The organism is Marinomonas algae, from assembly GCF_047525555.1.
GTDB lineage: Bacteria > Pseudomonadota > Gammaproteobacteria > Pseudomonadales > Marinomonadaceae > Marinomonas.
Genome location: NZ_JBLIXK010000003.1, coordinates 318635 through 337181 on the forward strand (window position 1 = coordinate 318635; position 18547 = coordinate 337181).

13 protein-coding genes are annotated in these 18547 nt (G+C 42.3%); 5 read left to right on the top strand and 8 right to left on the bottom strand.

Going from position 1 to position 18547, the window contains the following annotated elements; all coding sequences use genetic code 11:
* Nucleotides 1-358 precede the first annotated feature (358 nt).
* Together fdxA and mutS are read right to left on the bottom strand one after the other, a co-directional pair.
* Nucleotides 359-682, bottom strand: coding sequence for a ferredoxin FdxA (gene fdxA, locus ACMUMQ_RS07810; RefSeq protein ID WP_414681429.1), 324 nt, complete (start codon nucleotides 680-682; stop codon nucleotides 359-361).
* A 150-nt stretch (nucleotides 683-832) separates the two neighbouring features.
* On the bottom strand, nucleotides 833-3433 hold the full coding sequence (gene mutS / locus ACMUMQ_RS07815) for a DNA mismatch repair protein MutS (protein WP_414681430.1): 2601 nt from the start codon (nucleotides 3431-3433) through the stop codon (nucleotides 833-835).
* Nucleotides 3434-3512: 79 nt separating this feature from the next.
* Between mutS and ACMUMQ_RS07820 the strand changes: the two genes are divergently transcribed.
* Both ACMUMQ_RS07820 and recA read left to right on the top strand, forming a co-directional pair.
* Nucleotides 3513-4007, top strand: coding sequence for a CinA family protein (locus tag ACMUMQ_RS07820; protein WP_414681431.1), 495 nt, complete (start codon nucleotides 3513-3515; stop codon nucleotides 4005-4007).
* Between the two features lie 95 nt (nucleotides 4008-4102).
* Entirely contained in the window at nucleotides 4103-5155 is a 1053-nt protein-coding gene (recA, locus tag ACMUMQ_RS07825; protein ID WP_414681432.1) for a recombinase RecA, read from the top strand.
* 226 nt (nucleotides 5156-5381) lie between these two features.
* Here recA and ACMUMQ_RS07830 read toward each other — a convergent pair whose 3' ends face one another.
* From ACMUMQ_RS07830 to ACMUMQ_RS07850, 5 genes are read right to left on the bottom strand one after another with little or no spacing between them, the layout of a single operon-like run.
* Entirely contained in the window at nucleotides 5382-6656 is a 1275-nt protein-coding gene (locus tag ACMUMQ_RS07830; RefSeq protein ID WP_414681433.1) for a sensor histidine kinase, read from the bottom strand.
* Nucleotides 6653-7339, bottom strand: coding sequence for a response regulator transcription factor (locus ACMUMQ_RS07835; protein WP_414681434.1), 687 nt, complete (start codon nucleotides 7337-7339; stop codon nucleotides 6653-6655). The genes ACMUMQ_RS07830 and ACMUMQ_RS07835 overlap by 4 nt, the downstream gene beginning before the upstream one ends.
* An 11-nt stretch (nucleotides 7340-7350) precedes the next feature.
* A complete protein-coding gene (locus ACMUMQ_RS07840; RefSeq protein WP_414681435.1) occupies nucleotides 7351-10518 on the bottom strand; it encodes an efflux RND transporter permease subunit in 3168 nt (1055 codons plus the stop codon).
* Between the two features lies 1 nt (nucleotide 10519).
* A complete protein-coding gene (locus ACMUMQ_RS07845; protein WP_414681436.1) occupies nucleotides 10520-11758 on the bottom strand; it encodes an efflux RND transporter periplasmic adaptor subunit in 1239 nt (412 codons plus the stop codon).
* Complete coding sequence (locus ACMUMQ_RS07850) at nucleotides 11755-13140, bottom strand: TolC family protein (RefSeq protein ID WP_414681437.1); 1386 nt, start codon at nucleotides 13138-13140, stop codon at nucleotides 11755-11757. The genes ACMUMQ_RS07845 and ACMUMQ_RS07850 overlap by 4 nt, the downstream gene beginning before the upstream one ends.
* A 457-nt stretch (nucleotides 13141-13597) precedes the next feature.
* Here ACMUMQ_RS07850 and ACMUMQ_RS07855 point away from each other — a divergent pair, with 457 nt between their 5' ends.
* Together ACMUMQ_RS07855 and ACMUMQ_RS07860 are read left to right on the top strand one after the other, a co-directional pair.
* Entirely contained in the window at nucleotides 13598-14995 is a 1398-nt protein-coding gene (locus ACMUMQ_RS07855; RefSeq protein WP_414681438.1) for a GGDEF domain-containing protein, read from the top strand.
* Between the two features lie 42 nt (nucleotides 14996-15037).
* Complete coding sequence (locus tag ACMUMQ_RS07860) at nucleotides 15038-16594, top strand: coiled-coil domain-containing protein (protein WP_414681439.1); 1557 nt, start codon at nucleotides 15038-15040, stop codon at nucleotides 16592-16594.
* Nucleotides 16595-16625: 31 nt separating this feature from the next.
* On the opposite strand, the gene recX is transcribed toward ACMUMQ_RS07860, so the two are convergent.
* The gene (gene recX, locus ACMUMQ_RS07865) at nucleotides 16626-17081 is read right to left on the bottom strand and encodes a recombination regulator RecX (RefSeq protein ID WP_414681440.1); all 456 of its coding nucleotides are present in this window, start codon (nucleotides 17079-17081) and stop codon (nucleotides 16626-16628) included.
* A gap of 202 nt (nucleotides 17082-17283) precedes the next feature.
* Here recX and ACMUMQ_RS07870 point away from each other — a divergent pair, with 202 nt between their 5' ends.
* A complete protein-coding gene (locus tag ACMUMQ_RS07870) occupies nucleotides 17284-18540 on the top strand; it encodes a D-amino acid dehydrogenase (RefSeq protein ID WP_414681441.1) in 1257 nt (418 codons plus the stop codon).
* Nucleotides 18541-18547: the final 7 nt, after the last annotated feature.

An 18547-nucleotide genomic window follows, 5' to 3' on the forward strand; every position in this document is an offset into this window, starting at 1 on the left:
TTTTTAAAGTATTGATTTAAAAAGGGAATTTATCGGTTTTGGTCTTTTTGTGTTTTTTTGCAAATAAATTCAAAGCTGATAAATTGTCTATATCCAAACGACATTCATGGATGTAGATCGGATGAAAATTAATACAACACCATAGACGGTGTGATGGATTGAACTGGGATGTTCGTGAGTAAAGGATTGCTCGAATGGACGACATAGTTGAATGGATCAGACTATGGTATTAAAAAGGTTTGGGCGCTTAATTATTAAGCCAACAGTGAAGTTTACTCATAGGAAGAGTGGTTTAAAGGGAAGTAAACAAAAGCGGGCGACTTTGAAGTCGCCCTTTTTTGTGGAATTTTTTTAACAACTAGCGCTCTAGGTGCTCTAGCTTGTCTTCGACACCATCCCATTCAGCAGCATCAGAAAGGGCGTCTTTCTTCTCAGAAATGTTTGGCCAAATTAAAGCAAGGTCTCTGTTTAGCTCTACAAAGACTTCTTGTTCTTCCGGTAATTCGTCTTCAGAAAAAATCGCATTAGCAGGGCATTCTGGTTCACACAATGCGCAGTCAATGCATTCGTCAGGATTGATGGCCAAAAAGTTTGGGCCTTCGTAAAAACAGTCAACTGGGCAAACTTCAACACAGTCTGTGTATTTGCAGCGAATACAGTTATCGGTAACGATGAAAGCCATTCGACTTCTCCTTACAAGCTATAAAAATAATTGCGCACTATTTTAGAGGTATAGGCTATTTCGCGGCAAGCGACAATCGCCAATCCCCTACATTTATCTGATATTAGCTTATATCCTGCATGAATCTAGGTGCTTGACTGAGACTCGCTCTCATTCAAGCTGAGATTTTAGTCGATAAAGGGCATTCATCGCTTCTAATGGCGTCATGTTGTCTAAATCTAATTCTTCTATGCTGCTCTTTAATTTGTCTTGTTCTGCGAAAGCAAATAAGTCTGTTTGCTGAGGTTGAGTCTGAATAGGTTTTGAGGTGAACGTCTTTTCTTGTTCCGCGACACCTGTTACCACTTCTAGTTCTTTTAGCTTTTGTTTTGCATGGCCAATGACATCTCGCGGAACGCCGGCAAGCTGAGCCACCTGAAGTCCATAAGATTGGCTTGCAGGCCCTTCATGAACCTTATGCATGAACACAATTTCATCTTCGTACTCGGTCGCGGTCAGATGAACGTTAGCTGCGTTATCTAATTGGTCGGCTAACGTCGTTAGCTCAAAGTAATGAGTGGCAAAAAGCACGTAGCATTTTAATTCTTTCGCTAAATAGTCCACGGCAGCCCAAGCCAAAGATAATCCGTCAAAGGTACTTGTACCTCGTCCTACTTCATCCATTAGAACCAAGCTGTTTTTGGTCGCATTGTTTAAAATGTTCGCGGTTTCTGTCATTTCGACCATAAAGGTTGAGCGACCACCGGCGAGGTCATCTGAAGACCCCATGCGTGTGAAAATACGATCTACTACTGAAATCGACGCGGCTTCAGCGGGTACAAAACAGCCAGTGTGTGCCAACAATGTGATTAAAGCTATTTGGCGCATATAAGTGGATTTACCACCCATGTTTGGACCTGTGATCATCAATAATGAGCGTTTATCATCCAGTTGAAGATCGTTAGGAACAAACGGTTCTGATATTACAGATTCAACAACTGGATGACGTCCACCGGATATCTCGATTCCGCCTTTGTTATGAAGTTCAGGGCAAGCAAAATTCAATGTATCAGCTCGTTCTGCGAAGTTGTGTAGAACGTCTAATTGAGCGAGGGCTTGGCTGGTGGTTTGCAGTTCTCCCAAAATCTCATTGAGTTGATCCAACAGTGCTTCATAAAGTTCTTTTTCTCGCGCAAGGGATTTTGATTTTGCACTTAACGCCTTGTCTTCAAAAGCTTTTAATTCAGGGGTGATGAAGCGTTCAGCATTTTTTAATGTTTGACGGCGAATATATTCAACTGGAGCTTGCTCCGAATGTAATCGACTTATCTCGATGTAATAACCATGAACTCGGTTAAATCCGACTTTTAATGAACTGATGCCTGTGCGCTCTTTTTCGCTGCGTTCCATTTCCGCTAGGAAGTCAGATGCGTTAGTTGAAAGCGAGAAAAGCTCATCTAATTCTTCATCGTATCCTTCTGCAAAGATACCACCGTCACGAACAACTGAAGGTGGGTTTTCAACTAGGGCTTTCGTTAAAGTGCTGGTGATTTCTGGCTGCGCAAGAATACGTTGATTAAGCTCAAGAAGACGGGGGGAGGTTGCATTCTCTAACAGGCTGTTTATTTCTGGGATGGCTTCTAAGGCGAATCTCAAACGCAGCAAGTCTCTTGGTCGAGCTGATCGTAATGCGACTCTGGAAAGGATTCGTTCTAAGTCACCAACCTTTTTTAATGGCGCTTGAAAAGCGTAATAAGCTTGATGGTTTTTCAGCTCTGCAACCACCTCTTGTCGAGCTTGGATTTCTTTGGCATCTCTAATAGGAGTATGTAACCAACGCTTTAATAAACGACTTCCCATTGGCGTTGCACATTCGTCTAGCACTTCGGCAAGAGTGTTACTTGTACCACCCGTTAAATTGATATCAATCTCTAAGTTGCGACGTGTTGCGCCATCGATGAGTACAGAATCATCTTTGTGTTCAACCATAATGGATTGAATGTGAGGTAAGGCTGAACGTTGAGTATCTTTTGCGTATTGAAGCAGTGCGCCTGCTGACGCAATCGCAGCGGTCAATGCTTCACAACCAAAGCCAGATAAATCTTTAGTGTTAAATTGTTGAATTAATTGGCGGTAGCTGGATTCATAATCAAAATGCCAAGGGCCAAGTTCAGAAACACCTTTCTCTAGTTTTACTAGGTCACGAGCAGGAAAGTCTTCAGATATTAAGATTTCCATGGGGGCTAATCGTTGTAATTCACTCGAAAGCGCTTCGTGCCCGTCGACCTCAAATAAACAGAATCGGCCACTTGCCATGTCGAGGTATGAGAAGCCAAAGACATCTAAACCTTTTCTTGATTGATGAGCGAGAGACAGTAAGAGATTCTCTCGTTTTTCTTCTAAGAAAGCTTCATCACTAATGGTGCCAGGTGTCACAATTCGGGCGATTTTTCGTTCCACTGGACCTTTGCTTGTGGCTGGGTCGCCTGTTTGTTCGGCTACGACAACAGATTCACCCATACGAACTAAACGAGCGATGTAGTTTTCTGCGGCGTGAAAAGGAATACCCGCCATTGGAATTGGCTGACCGCCAGAATGTCCGCGAGCCGTTAGTGTAATATCAAGCAATTGAGAAGCGCGTTTTGCGTCATCGTAGAAGAGTTCGTAAAAGTCACCCATTCGATAAAATAGCAGCTGATTTGGATGCTCAGATTTAAGCCCGAAATATTGGCGCATCATAGGAGTGTGATTATCTGCTGTTGTTTTGCTCATTTGGGTGTGCTCGATTGTGATCTAAAAAATAGAGCGTTATTCTACGGGATATTCATTCAGTATTTAAGAGATAAGACCAATGAATCAAATGCAAAATATGACTCAGGCGGCGCAGAAACTTAGCGATCTACTGCAACAGAAGGGTTACCTATTGGTAACAGCAGAATCCTGTACTGGTGGCTTAATCGGTGCGGTTTGTACTGAGATCGCTGGTAGTTCTGCTTGGTTTTATGGCGGTGTCATTAGTTATGCCAATGAAGCGAAAATGCAGGGTTTGGCAGTGAAAGAAGACACGTTAGCGGCTTTTGGTGCTGTGTCTGAGCAAACTGTACGTGAAATGTGTGCGGGTGCTTTGCGTTTAGGTGGAAATGTTTCTGTTGCCGTGAGTGGTGTAGCAGGACCTGGTGGTGGCTCTGTAGAAAAACCTGTTGGTTGTGTATACATAGGTTGGCAAATTGCAGGTCAGGAGGCGAAAGTGGAGCGTCATCAGTTTTCTGGTGATCGACAAGCAATAAGAGAAGCAACTGTTTTGGCGGCGCTGGAAGGTGTGGCTGAAGCCTTAAAAAATGCGTGAAAAAATAATACTGTTTTTATATACAGTATTTCTTGAGCTTATTAAAAAAAAGCGATAGAGTTACTCCAACGAAAATTAGCCACAAGGATTTCATTATGTCATCTATCGCAGACAACAAGAAAAAAGCCCTAGACGCAGCGCTTTCTCAGATTGAGCGTCAATTTGGTAAAGGCGCCATCATGAAAATGGGCGAAGGTACTAAACTGGATATAGAAACAGTTTCTACCGGTTCGCTAGGTTTGGATATTGCGCTGGGTGCGGGTGGTCTTCCTTATGGTCGAATCTGTGAGATTTACGGGCCTGAGTCTTCCGGTAAAACAACACTAACATTGAGTGTTATTGCTGAAGCACAAAAGCAAGGTAAAACCTGTGCTTTTATTGACGCTGAGCATGCACTGGATCCGGCTTATGCTGAAAAACTGGGTGTAAATATTGAAGACCTTTTGATCTCTCAGCCTGATACAGGTGAGCAAGCGCTTGAAATCGTTGACATGTTGGTTCGATCAAACAGCGTTGATGTTGTTATTGTTGACTCGGTTGCAGCCCTTGTTCCTAAGTCTGAGATTGAAGGTGAAATGGGTAGCTCATCTGTTGGTGTACAAGCGCGTTTATTATCACAAGCGATGCGTAAACTAACAGGCTCTATTAAAAATGCTAACTGTCTTGTGGTCTTCATCAACCAAATTCGTATGAAAATTGGTGTTATGTTCGGTAGTCCAGAGACAACAACTGGTGGTAACGCACTTAAGTTTTACTCTTCTGTTCGTTTGGATATCCGTCGTATTGGTTCGGTGAAGCAAGGCGAAGAGGTTATTGGTAACGAAACTCGTGTCAAAGTAGTGAAGAACAAAATTGCGCCTCCGTTTAAACAGGCTGAGTTCCAAATTCACTACGGTGCTGGTATTTATCGCATGGGTGAAATTATTGATCTAGGTGTTAAACAGGGTGTTGTTGATAAAGCGGGTGCTTGGTATGCCTACGCAGGAAATAAAATTGGCCAAGGTAAAGCAAATGCAGCGCAATTCTTAGCGGATAACCCAGAAATTGCTCAAGAGATAGAAGCAAAAGTTCGTGAAGACTTATTGCCAAAAGGCAAACCAGCCGCAGAAAAAGCGAACGAAATGGAAGAGCCAAACGAGCTAATCTAGTAAAAAAAGCTGTATAAAAAAACGTTCTAAGAAACGCCCAATGCATTGTATTGGGCGTTTTTTTATGGATTTACTTAGAGAATAGGCAAATAATTTTCTCCATGAGGTAATTTATTCTTGCCTCATATAGCATCAACTTAATTTAAGTGTATGAGAAAATTTTTCATGAATTAGGCTCTGATATATCACTTAACTATGTAGTAGAAGTGATTAGCCATGTACTATGCTAATCAGTATTTTCATGGCTCAGCTCAACAAAATAGCCGTTATCAATAGTGTAGCTTTGATAGCGCCATCCATACTTATTAACGAGCCTTTCCGTCAATTCCAAACCTAACCCAAAGCCCAATTCTTGATTGATTGATCCGCTGTTTTCCGAAGGCGTATTTTGGTTCCTAATCGACACGACATGTCCCTCCTGTTGAATCAACACGTCACCCGCACTGGTATGCTGAAATGCATTTCGAATGAGGTTCGTGATCACCACTCGACACAACACATCAGGTAAAAGCAACTCATGACCATCTGTTATTAAGGTTAATTCAACCGACTTTCCCTTTAACAAATAGCTAAGGTCATCAGAAATTTGCTTAATAAAATCCCCAAACACAATCACCTTTTTCGGTAATTCTTTATCTTCTTGTCGGTTGAGCCAGAGCAACGTTTCGGTCAGGTCGGTCATGTTTATCCCCGCCCTTTCGATTCGATCGAGTACTTCAAGCTGCTTTTCTTGACTGATGTTTTTATCGATCATTTTGCGTAACAATTCAGCGTTAGTTCTGGTTACCGCAATGGGCGTTCTTAGCTCATGACTGGCGTAACCTAAAAATCGCTGTTCACGCTCAACGCTTTCTTTCACTGATTGCAAACTGAGCTTGATGATGTCCGCAAGCATGTTCAACTCACTGTAACGAAAATCCGGAGTTGGCAAAGACAGCTGCTTTTCATTTAAGGATTTTGCCCAGTTCCTTAACGCTTTTACCGGCGCTGTGATGCGCTGAAAAATGATCAAAATAACCACCGCGAAGCCACTCAAGGCGCCAATCGCAATCAACACAATGTACAGCAACAAAGGCATTTTAATCGCGCCCTCAGAGGAAGCAGAAGGCTCGTTTACTATCATGGATGCGTATTTTATTTTGTTGTCTCTTATCACTTTCATCACAAAATAGACGCGCTTTGGTGGTGAGAAAAGCGGATAGCCTTCTGCTTTTTGGGCAAGCTGATTGGGAGCCAATTCAGCTTCGTTAAAATGATCTAAAATGCTTTGCGGAAGATCACTCCAATGGGCCGCAACAGTAACCTCGCCCAATTGCACAGGCTTCTCATCTTTTCCTAATTCAACATAAAGCGCCTGAGAATGCAGAATACCAGCGGAAGCCGCATCTAACCCCAAGAAAAAGTACCGGATCGAAACACTAGACAAGACAAAAATAAGAGCCGCACTGGTAATAAACAAAGACAGAATGATGTATCTTTTTAAGCTGGAAATCCGTTTCATGTTTCACCCTCTACTTTGAGAGAAAAACCACGTCCAGAAACCGTTTGAATCAAGCTGGGCTTGCCATCCATTTCAAGCGCTTTTCTAAGATTAAACATATGCACTTTAAGACTGTTACTGTCTGGCTGATCCTCACCCCAAACAAACTGCATAAGCTTTTCACGTGAGACGGTTTTAGGACTTTCCCGCATTAAACATTCTAAAATTTTCAACCCTGTGGGAGAGAGTTTGATTTCTTGATCAGCGCGTTTAACCTGTTTCTGTTGTAAATCCAATTCCAGATCTTCAACGGTTAATTTGTAAACTTGGCCACTACGCCGACGAGACAAGACTTGAATACGAATAATCAGCTCTTCCATGGCAAAAGGTTTGACCAAATAATCGTCGGCACCAATCGAAAATCCCGTGACTTTATCATCCAGCGTGTCTTTCGCCGTGAGCATAAGAACGGGCGTATCGATTCCTTGTGAACGCATGCCTTTGCACACCTCAAGCCCATTCATTTTAGGTAAATTAATGTCCAGTATGATCGCATCATAATGGTGGTTAGTAATCAGTTGTAACCCCAACACACCATTCGAAGCATGATCACACTGGATGCCTTCCAGATCAAAGTATTCGATAATGGCTTTTGCCAAATCAATGTCGTCTTCCACAACTAAGATTTGTAGATTTCCCGCCATTATCTTTCCCCTTATTTTTCAAGCGTTTTTGGTAAAAGCGTCACATTCATGGCTTTGTGCTTTATTTTTGCCCCTAGCGCTTTAACATCTTCCTGAATCATCAACATAGATGGCGTCAGAATTAATGTAATCACAGTAGCAAAAAGAATACCGTAACCTAATGCCGCTGCCGCTGGAATCAAAAACTGCGCTTGCGTTGAAGTTTCTCCCAACAAAGGTGCAAGACCAGCAAATGTCGTGATAGACGTTAACAAGACAGCTCTCAAACGCCCTTGGCAAGCTTCTCTGATGGCTTCTTTCACAGACATTGCTCCCTCTTTCACTAACTCATTAAAGCGAGAAACCAATAACAAGCTGTCGTTCACGACCACACCACTCAGCGCCAAAATACCATTGAGTGACAAAATGCTCACTGTTAAATCATTCAACCAATGCCCTAAAATCGCACCGACAATACCAAACGGAATGGCAACCATTATGATCAAGGGTTGAACATACGATTTTAATGGAATCGCCAGCAACGCAAAGATCATAATAAGCGCAAAAATAAAGGTCGATTTCATAGAGTCCGTCGACTCTTGCTGCTGCTCCGCCTCACCAGAGAACTCAATCGTCACGGTTGGATAGGTTGCATTAATCTCTTTTACAATGCTGTTTTGTAATTGAGTCACCAATTCATTGGACGCGATAATGTCTTGATCAACCGTCGCACTGATATAAACCGCTCGATAATTATCAATACGAGTAATTTCCGACTCTTGATAATCAGACAACACATTTGCCACGCTGGTTAACGGAACAATGGTGCCATCCGTGGTTCTGACATTCGCACTTTTTATATCCTCTAATGTTTGGCGATCTTCTTCTGGATAGCGCACGCTCACGGAGACTTCGTCTTTGCCTCGTTGGTAACTCTGCACCGTATCACCACCGAACGACTGCAAGACTTGCTCCGCTAAAGTCGCTTCATCCATACCTAAAGCACGACCTTGCGCGGTCAATTCAAAACGATATTGTGGCTCACCTAAATCCAAATTATCGTCGATGCCACTCACGCCTTCGATGGTCTGAAGCTTATCTTTAAGCAGGTTCGCAGCTTCAAACAATAGCTCTTCATCGTTTGCTTTTAGTTCCGCTCGGAAACTTTCAACCAACTCTTGCATGGAAAGTATTTTGAGCTTTTTCACCCCTTCCATCCCTTCAGACATAGCCGTCCATTCTGTCGCAAACTCACCACTTGAATAGAGCGCATCTTCACTTATTTCAATCGCTACTGTACCGGAGGAATCTTCATCCGCTAGCACCTGAACACTGGTAATGCTCGGTTCATCGCTTGCTGCTTGACCGTACTTCTCTCGTAGTTTCTGATCAACAAGGAGTGCATTCTCTTCCAGCGCCAATAAACTTTCTTGCGTTTGCCCAAAGCTCACATCGTTATACATGCTGATGCTTGCATTCACCGTATCACTTTCAATCGACGGGAAGAACGCCACACGCACTGCGCCACTAAACGGCATACCAACCACTAGAATAAACAAAGCAATAAAGATCATGACCACCGCATAACGGAAGTTCAACGCCAGAGTGATAATCCTTTTGTAAACATTCTGATTAAACCAATCCAAACTGTCCGTGGCGATTTGCTGAATCACATTCAATGGATTTTTCTTAGTCGGCTTTCTCGTATCAACGTGCGCCAAATGCGATGGCAGGATGAGTTTTGATTCCACCAAAGACAACAGCAAACAAATGGTCACAACAGTAGCGAACTGCGCGTAGATTTCCCCTAACTTACCGTCAATCATGGAAATGGATAGAAAAGCAACCGCTGTCGTCAGCACCCCAAAAATGGTTGGAGCCGCCACTTTATGCGTACCCAAAATGGTGCTTTTAATCGTGTCGCCTTCCGCTTGCCGTGTCGTATACACGCTTTCCCCAATCACCACCGCGTCATCTACTATGATGCCGAGCGCCATAATGAAGCCAAAAGTCGTCATTTCATTAATGGTTAAACCCACAAAGCTGTCTGTCATGAAGAACAAGGTTCCACAGAACACAAACGGCAAACTCGCAGACACCCAAAAGGCCACTTTAATGTTCAGAAATAACGCCAAAACCACAAAGACAAGCGCGATCCCCATGATCATATTTTCAATCAATAAAGATAAACGGTCTTTGATCAACACACTTTGATCGTACCAAGTGTCTATTTCTACGTTTTCAGGCAGCGTATTGCTTGCTTTCCATTTGGCCACCACTTCTTCTGCCTGTGACACCACATTAATAACGTCACTGTGCTCATCCATAACCAACTCAATGGCCATGGCATTTTGCTGGTTGTAACGTGAAAGACTAAAGGTATCGTCTTCAAACGTATCCGTTACCGTTGCGATGTCGCCCAATAGAATTTGACTGCCAGTAGAAGGCGTTAATATTGGAATCGCTTTAAATTCTTCAATTTCATAAGCCTGTTCAGACGCTTTCAAACGAACCGTCTTTTCACCGTTTCTAAGGCTGGTTGAAATACTGGTGCCAGAACTGTTGTTAATGGCGTCCGAAATATCCGTTAAGGTTAAATCGTAGGCTTGTAGTGTTTTTTCATCCACTTCCACAGAGATCATCGGGTCCAATGTGGCATTGACCGTTAAATCTCGAATCGCACTTTGCCCCAGCAAATCGGCTTTTAGCAGCTCCGCAAGGTCTTGCAATGTGGCACGATCAGCATCGCCATAAAGTTGCACCCATAACGCGTGCTCTTGACGTGTCGCCTTGCTCACAATTGGGTTTTCAGCCTCAGCAGGCAAATCGTTTAATGCATCAATTTCGATTTGAACATCATCAAACAACTCGTCTAAATCGTAATCCGTTTCTTTTTCAATCGATACGCTACTGCCGCTCGAATTTGAAGTAGAGGTAATGGTTTTGATACCAGAAACGGTTTCTAAAGCCTCTTCAATTTTCAGCGCTAAGCCTTCTTCCGCTTGAGCTGGATCACCGCTGTCATAGACAACAGAAACGGTCACTATGTCAGGATCTAAACTTGGAAAGGCTTCTTTTCGCAAGCTACTGATTGAAAACAAACCGATAATAATCACGCCAAGCATGAGTAAGTTTGCCGCCACAGAGTTCTGCGCAAACCAAGCAATAATGCCCGTCGGCATAGGAGAAGACTCTTTCATATTAGAGCGCCTCCTTGGTTGTTTCTTTAGCATCGCTCGCTTGAGAAGGCATCACTTGAGGAGACACTCTCATGCCAACTTGGAAGTTGCTTAATGGGCGCATGATGACTTGTACTGTTTCCCCATCAACGACAGGGTTCACATAAATAAAATCATCTCGCTCAAATAACACAGTCGCCGCGTATTTGTTTAATAAACCTTGTGCATCAACAATCCAAATTTCCCCTTGTTGAGACAAAGTAGACGCAGGCAACTGCCAAATATTGTCACTCTGTTTACCATCAATACTGGCTTTTACAAACGTACCAGGAAAAAGCTTATTTTCGCTGGCAAGGGGCTTCTCAACCACCAGGACAAGCGAACGCTGGCGCGTTGTTTTGTCCACATATTGATGTTCTCGCTTTATCACAGCAGACCATTCTTTGCCGCTGTTACTGTCATACACAGTCGCGCCCCAAGACTCATCAACCGCTTCCGCTGGTAAGTTCGCCCATTGCTGATTAGATAACGGCACTTCTATTTCAATTAAATCGGTGCTGTACAGCATCGCAATGGAACCACCTTCACTGACATGGGCACCTAACTGAAGAGTACGCTCGGTAATAACGCCATCAAAAGGTGCTCGAATTTCTGTATAAGCCAAGTCTTTTTTCGCACTCACTAAAGACTTACGGGCATTTTCAACACTGGCTTGCGCGCTGGCTAACTGTGGCTCACGAAACACCAATGGTGAATCTGGCTCACCGGTTAGTCCAGAACGGTTCCACTCAGAACGTGCCTGCTCACCTTCACGTTGCTCTTCAAACAATTCAAGCTCAGCGGTGGCAAGGTCTGACTCCGCTTCCGCCACTAATTGTTGATACGTTGAGTCATCAATTCTTGCCAACAAATCCCCTTTAGATACTTGTGTACCAACTTGGAATAGATCCGACAACCACTCTACTCGGCCGCTAATTTCACTGGTGTAGTCCAATTCATAACGGGACGTTGCTTCGCCAAAGCCAACAATTTTCGCTTGATATGTGCCAGCTTGCGTCTCTTGCACCGACACTTTCGTCAGTACTTTTTCAACCTTAGCAGGCGCTTCTTGCGTCTCTGGCGCGGCTTGCTGTGCACTTGTTTGTGGTTCGTCTCGCCCTGGTATTTGGCTGCCGTTGTAGGCAATAACCGCAAAAATAGAAGTCGCAGCCAATAAGGTGACAACTAACGTCGGGGCATGTTTTTTTAATGTACTTTTCATGAAGATACTCCTATGCCTAACGCCAGGCCTAAATCAATTCGGTTTAATAATCTTTGGTAAATCAGAGAGGTAAGTTCAGCTTCCGCATCAAAGGCTTGCTGCTGCACCGTCAACAGGTCGAAGATGTCCACCAAACCTTGACGATAATTTTGTTCGGAGCTCACAAGGCTACGTTCTGCACTCGTTAACGCATCTCTTAAATGGGCTTGCTGAATCGAGTAAGAACTTTCATAACCAATGGCATTTTCAACTTCGTTCACCGCATCCAATAAGGCTTCTTGATAAACCCAGTAACTTTGTCTGGTGGTCAGTTCTTCCACCTCGGCTTGAGCTCGCAATGCGCCACCTTGAAACAAGGGTGCAGAGATTTGTCCTAGCAAATTCCAAATGGGATTATTGAATAACGCTTCTGTTGGGCTCTCGGCCATATCAGAAAGGCTGGCCGACAAGCTGAACGAAGGCAGCATGGCTTTGTAAGCGGCATTGGTACGAAGGGTTTGCGCCTTGATATCGAAAAAGGCTTGTTGTAGATCTGGTCTACCAGAAAGGTCTTGCACAGACAAACTATCCAGAGGATACAAAACATCAGGAAAACGAGTAGCGACATTGATGTCAGTCAGCTCTTTATTCCAGCCGCCAGTGAGCAACAATAAACTGCGTTTGTCTTGCTCAAGCTGTTCTTGATATTCCGCAATCGTCGCCTTTGTTTGAGCCGTAGCGGTTTTCGCGGTATCAAGCTCATCAAGAGAATCCAAACCTGAGCGATAGCGCTCTAGAATCAAGCTCTCTGTGCTTTTCAACGCTTCCAAACGTTTCTGTTCAATCACCAACAATTGCTGATCTGTGCTGATAGCTAACCAGCCTCTCATCAGATTCGCAACCACTAGGTTTTTCGCAGATTGCAAACTGGCCTCTGTTGAAAGTATGTCTATTTTTGCGGCTTCGTTTGTGTCTGCCAGTTGTTGCCACAAATCCAGCTCCCAACTTACGGTTAAATCTGCACTGAAAGCGTCATCACTGTCTTGTGTTTTTTCGCCAGAAAAAGAAGACGTCACAGAAGGCAATAAATCCGCACGAGATATACCTTGGGTTGCATAGGCGATGTTGAGAGCAATAATGCTCTGTTGCAAACTTGGGTTCTTCTGCAACGCCTCTTCAATGTATTTATCCAGTTCTGGTATATCCACCAAATCTGTTAACTCGTTAACAGACGGCTCAGATTCCTCAGATGAGCTCTCTTCCTCAATCACTCGATTGATAAGCTGTTCAATGGCACTAACCGTGTCATTCTCCGCTTCATTTTCGTACTCCATTTCACGCGTTGATGCACAACCAACCACGCCAAGTGTAAGGAGACCAATTAGTAAATAACGATAATTCATTTAGACTTCCTCTTAATATAAAGAGGATGTTAAAGGGAGAGGGGTTAACAGAGAGTTAACGTTTTGGTATGTGATTTTTGGTTTGCTTCTAAGTTAGAGGCTGAAGGTAAGAGAATGAGCTCCTGTGTGGGTGTTTAAGCTCGTCGATTGTCTTTAAATAATGCGTAAATTTACAGATTCTATTAGAAATGCCACTCGCTTTATTTTTTTATGAGGCTGTTTTCAAAGTGTAAAGATCACCTCAAGCTGCTTTAAGAAGAGTTGCGCTCCTATACCTTTTATAAAATATGTTTATCATTGCGGTTATAAGGATATAAGTGACCATTTTATGGTTTACTTATTCTGTTGATGGCGTCCTTCAATAAAATCAATAAATTCAGGTCTCATTAGAAAGTGATAATTAGGTGTCGTTTTTTATCTAGTCAGGTATCTAGATACATAAAATGGCTAGATGTATATGACAAAGAGAAATGAAACCATGTTAGTGCTAAATGAAAAGCTACAAACAGATCAATCATTGCATAGATTTGTTAGAAAAGTAGGGCATAAAATAAGTGCAATAACAGTTCTTTTAAGTGCTTTCACTTTGCTAGGTTATGCATTCAATATTGAATTCTTATATAGACCGATAGCAAGTGAGCCGGCAACAAACCCTTTAACAGCCATTGTTGTTTTGTTTTTGGCTTTAGGATTGGAGTTGAGTGTTCGGGCTAAACAGAAGTTATATTCTAAAGTTTTAGCGCTGTTGGCTGTATTGATTTGCAGTACTCATCTTATCGGTTTTGTTGTTGGTAATGATTTGTCGCAATACTTTATGCTTTTCTCGAATGTGGTTGAGCAGGATCTATTATCAGGCAAAGATAATTCGATGGGCTTGAACACCACGGTCATGTTGCTTTTATTAGCCTTTTCTTTATTGCTTTATATTTTCAAGTTTCCAATTCACTCGCAGCTACTGTCTTTCACTTCTTTATGCATCCCAATGGTTTCCATTACGGGCTATGCTTATGGTTTGACGGCTTTTTATGGCGCGATGTCTATATTATCGACAACATTTGGCGTGTTTTTGTGTGTTAGTGCTCTGGCTATTACTGCCAATAAAGGTGGCGTAAAAGCCGTTTTGTCTCCTTATATCGGAGGAAGAATTGCGCGAATGCAGATGTTGCTAGGGTACTTCGTTCCTTTGTTGATTGGCTATTTGGTTGTTAGGTCTTTGGTTAACTCAAACGAAAATAGTATTTTTGGGGTTTATGTTGTCGCTATTTGTTGGTTTATTGCACTGCTCGTTGTTATTAGTGCGATAGTGCAAGAGCAGGTGGATAGAAAGCGCCGAGAAATGGAGAAAGCATTAAAAGTATCGGCAATGACAGATGAATTAACCTCTCTGCCAAACCGTCGTTATTTTATGCAGGCAGCTGCTGAAAAATTAGAGGAGCAAGGGGCTCGAAGCTCATTGGTTTCTTGGTTTTTGATGATAGATATCGATCATTTTAAAAAAATTAATGATGCTGCAGGTCATGATATGGGAGATCGTGTTTTAGTTGAGTTTGGTAAAACACTAAAACGAGCTGTTGGGGCGCAAGGTTTATTGTGTCGTTTAGGTGGCGAAGAGTTTTCCCTGTTGTTGCCCTCTACAAGTAAAGATAAGGTTGAGAAAATAGCTGAGACGATTCTGCGATCTGTTGAGTCTATGGTGGTTCCTGGTTACACAGATGTTCATGGCTGTATTACAACTTCAATAGGATGTGGAGCGGCTAATCAGGGTAATGATGTAGAATATGGCTTAAAGTTGGCTGATGAAGCTCTTTATCGTTCGAAAAGCGAAGGTCGAAATAGAGTTATGTTTGCAGCGTAACAGTATTTTGAGAGATAGATAATTGAGAAATGAGAGGTGGTTATGTTGATATGGCAATGGGGGCTGATTGCATCAAGCGCGGTGCTTTTTGTTGTGCTCATATTCACTTTTTTACGTTATCTATCTTTAAAAAAGCAGGCTAACGGTCCGGACTCTGAGAAAAATGATAACGCTAAGGGTGGGAATAGTGATGATGTTTCTGCTGAAGAAAAAGAGCTATGGTTAGGTTTGCTTAAAGAGCAAAAAAGCATTTGTGCTCAATTGCTTAGTAATGTTCCTGCCTCCGATTTCCAAAATAAGGCTGCGTTGTCTTGTTGGTCGATATTTTTAGATGTTGAAATAAAAATCATCGAGCAGTCCGTGCCTCATTCTGAGGTTGTGGGTTTGCTGGATGCATTTAAGAGTCTTTTGTTGAAAATTGATAAGGCACAAGAAATCGACGCTCTTTTCAAATCTTTAAAAGTTAATCAATCCATCTTGAATGAGCTTAATAAAATTATTCAGCGGGCCAGCGATAAGGTTTCTGCGCAAGTTAACATCACCTCAGAATTAAATGCTCAACTAGAAAAACTGCATAACGAGTTAAAAAATGAGGCGAGTTTAGATGACTCGTTAGCACTGTTGCGAGCTGAAATGGCGAGTTTATGTGAGTTCGCTGAGCGATTGAAACTGCACCTTGATACGGTGAAAGATGAAGAGGGCAGTGCGCAATATATTGATGCGTTAGAAACCTTCTTAGATGAAGCAAAAGAGTCTACTTTCCTGAACTCTATGCGTTCTGAACTTGATAATAAAGTAGCCGATCTTAAGCTGCTAGCGGAGCATCAAAAAGAAATTATTGCTGACTTAAAAGAAAAAGTACGCGAAGCCAAGGGTGGAGAAGAAGGCGATGGAAAACATATTGGAGCCTACGATATTGCCATTGTTCGTCTTGAAAAGGCTTTGTTAGAGAGCAGTCATGTAGTGAAGCGTCTTGAGAGTAAATTGGAAAGCCTTCAGTTGGTAAAGTACAACCTAAATATCGATATGATGAAGCGTGATGAGGCTTTGAAAGAGAAGAAAGCCCAATTGGAAGGTGAGGCGGGTAAGTCTGTTCAGGGAATAGATATTTACAATGTTTTGGATGAAGAAAGAAGTACCATGCAAAACATGGAGGATTTGCTTCACCAAGGCGATTTTACAGAAGAGTCTGATGCGTTTGCCAATGAGCAAGCGTCTAAACTGAATTCCTTGCGAACCATGGTAAATGAGTCTGAGCTTTATGTGGAAATGCTAGAAAAAGATTTAGATAAAGCGAAAGCATTACGGGAGAACTTAGAATATAAACTGCTTCATCCAGAAGAATCGACTTATGATGAGAGTGAAGCCGCTCGTGACTTGGAAGAAGCTCGAAATTTAAGTGAAATTAATGAAGAGCTTGCGAATGAGCGAAAACGCTTAATGGCTGAATTAAGTGAAAGCCAGGATCAGACCCAGTCATTTAATGATTTAGAGAAAAAAGTTGAAGAGCTTGATGAGAAGATTGAAACAGTTCAAGCCAAGTATGTTGAAATGGAAGAGCGCTATTTGACAGCTTTAATGGCCAAAGAGGATGAATAGAAAGGTTGAGTTTAGTAACAAGTAACAAAGCTCAATATTCGTCCTCTGATGAAATGGCGTATTTTATTTCGTCAAAATTAAAACCCCTGTATTGAAGGTAGCGAGATTGTCTGCCTTTTTCTTTGAAGTCCGTGCTGACCTTTTCGCCGAACTTTCTAATTTTTAGTGTTTTCGCTAATTCAAACCAATCGGCTTCAGCATTATTAATGGCTTCTTTTGCTAATGCGCTGTTTATACCTTTCTGAATAAGCTCTTGCAGAATGCGATTGGCACCAAGTGGCTTGCTGACACGACTTCTGACGAAAATCTCAGCAAAACGTTCATCGTTTAGGTAGTTAATATCTTGTAGTTGCTCTATAGCAGAAGCAATGTCTTCCTCTGTGTGTCCTTTTAACTTTAATTTATTAGCAAGCTCTTTTGTCCCATGCTCTCTATGGCTTAATAGTGATAAAGCTTGATCGAAAGTGGAGAGTGTTTGGCTTTGCATATTGTGTTCCTTGTTCCTTGTTGCTTTTTTGTGTGTCTATTTTAGCAGTTGAAAATGACTCTCACACTGATTTTATAAAAATCTATAATATGTTTATTTATTGGTTTTTTATTTTTATTTTTTATAAAAAATAAGATGATAAAACTGAAAATCTTATGTGAATATAGGTGATATAACTATTCATTAAGTTTGGGGCGTTGTTATGCGTGTTTGTGTTCTTGGGGCTGGTGTTGTTGGTCTTACTTCTGCGTATTATTTGGCGAAAAAAGGGTATCAAGTGACGGTGATTGATCGTCAGGCTGATGTCGCTTTGGAGACAAGCTTTGCTAATGCTGGGCAGATTTCTCCTGGGTATTCTGCTCCTTGGGCTGCGCCGGGCGTTCCTTTAAAAGCGATTAAATGGCTAATGCAAAAGCATGCCCCGTTAAAGGTGAGTTTAGAGCCTGAGCTTAAGAAAATAGATTGGATGATTAAAATGTTGGGGCAATGCACCAACAGTGCCTATGACACTAATAAATCCAGAATGATGATGTTGGCGGAATACAGTCGAGACCAATTTGTCGAGCTTAGAAAAGAGATTGGTATCCAGTACGAAGACGGTCAGGGTGGTACATTGCAATTGTTCAGAAAAATAGAGCAAGTTGATGCCGCTGAAAAAGATATCAAAGTACTTAAAGCGTTGGGCGTGCCGCATGAATTGCTGACGCCCGAGCAAGTTATTCAGGTTGAACCTGGGTTGAGTTCTGTTGTTGATAAGCTAAAAGGCGGTTTACGCCTAACAGGTGATGAAACAGGGGACTGTTATTTGTTTTGCAAGTCGCTTAAAACCACTTGTGAAGAGCTGGGTGTTACCTTTCAATTTAACTCTGATATTGAGTCTTTGAGCGTCCAAGCGAATAAAATTAAGGGTGTGGTGACTCAATTAGGTCTTCAGGAGTTTGATAGTGTTGTCGTTTGTTTAGGCAGTTACTCGAAAGAGCTGTTGAAAGCTTGTGACGTGGATATTCCTGTTTATCCGGTAAAGGGTTATTCATTAACAGTGCCTATTTCAGACACGAATTTTGCGCCTATTTCCACTGTTATGGATGAAACGTACAAGGTGGCCGTTACTCGCCTTGGTAATCGTATTCGTGCTGCTGGAACGGCTGAATTAACCGGTTATAACTTAGATCTTCCCAAATCCAGAACTGAAACCATTAGTCATGTAGTAGGCGATTTATTTGGTAAGGGTTGTGATCTGGCTGAAGCTGAATACTGGACTGGCTTACGCCCAATGACACCGGATGGAACGCCAGTTGTTGGCGGAAGTAGTATCGATGGTTTGTATTTGAATACAGGTCACGGAACTCTTGGTTGGACAATGAGTTGTGGTTCTGCAGCGGTGATTGCGGATATCATAGCGGGTGACAAAACAGATATTGATTCTCAGGATCTATCTGCTGAACGTTATAAAAAGTAAGGATTAG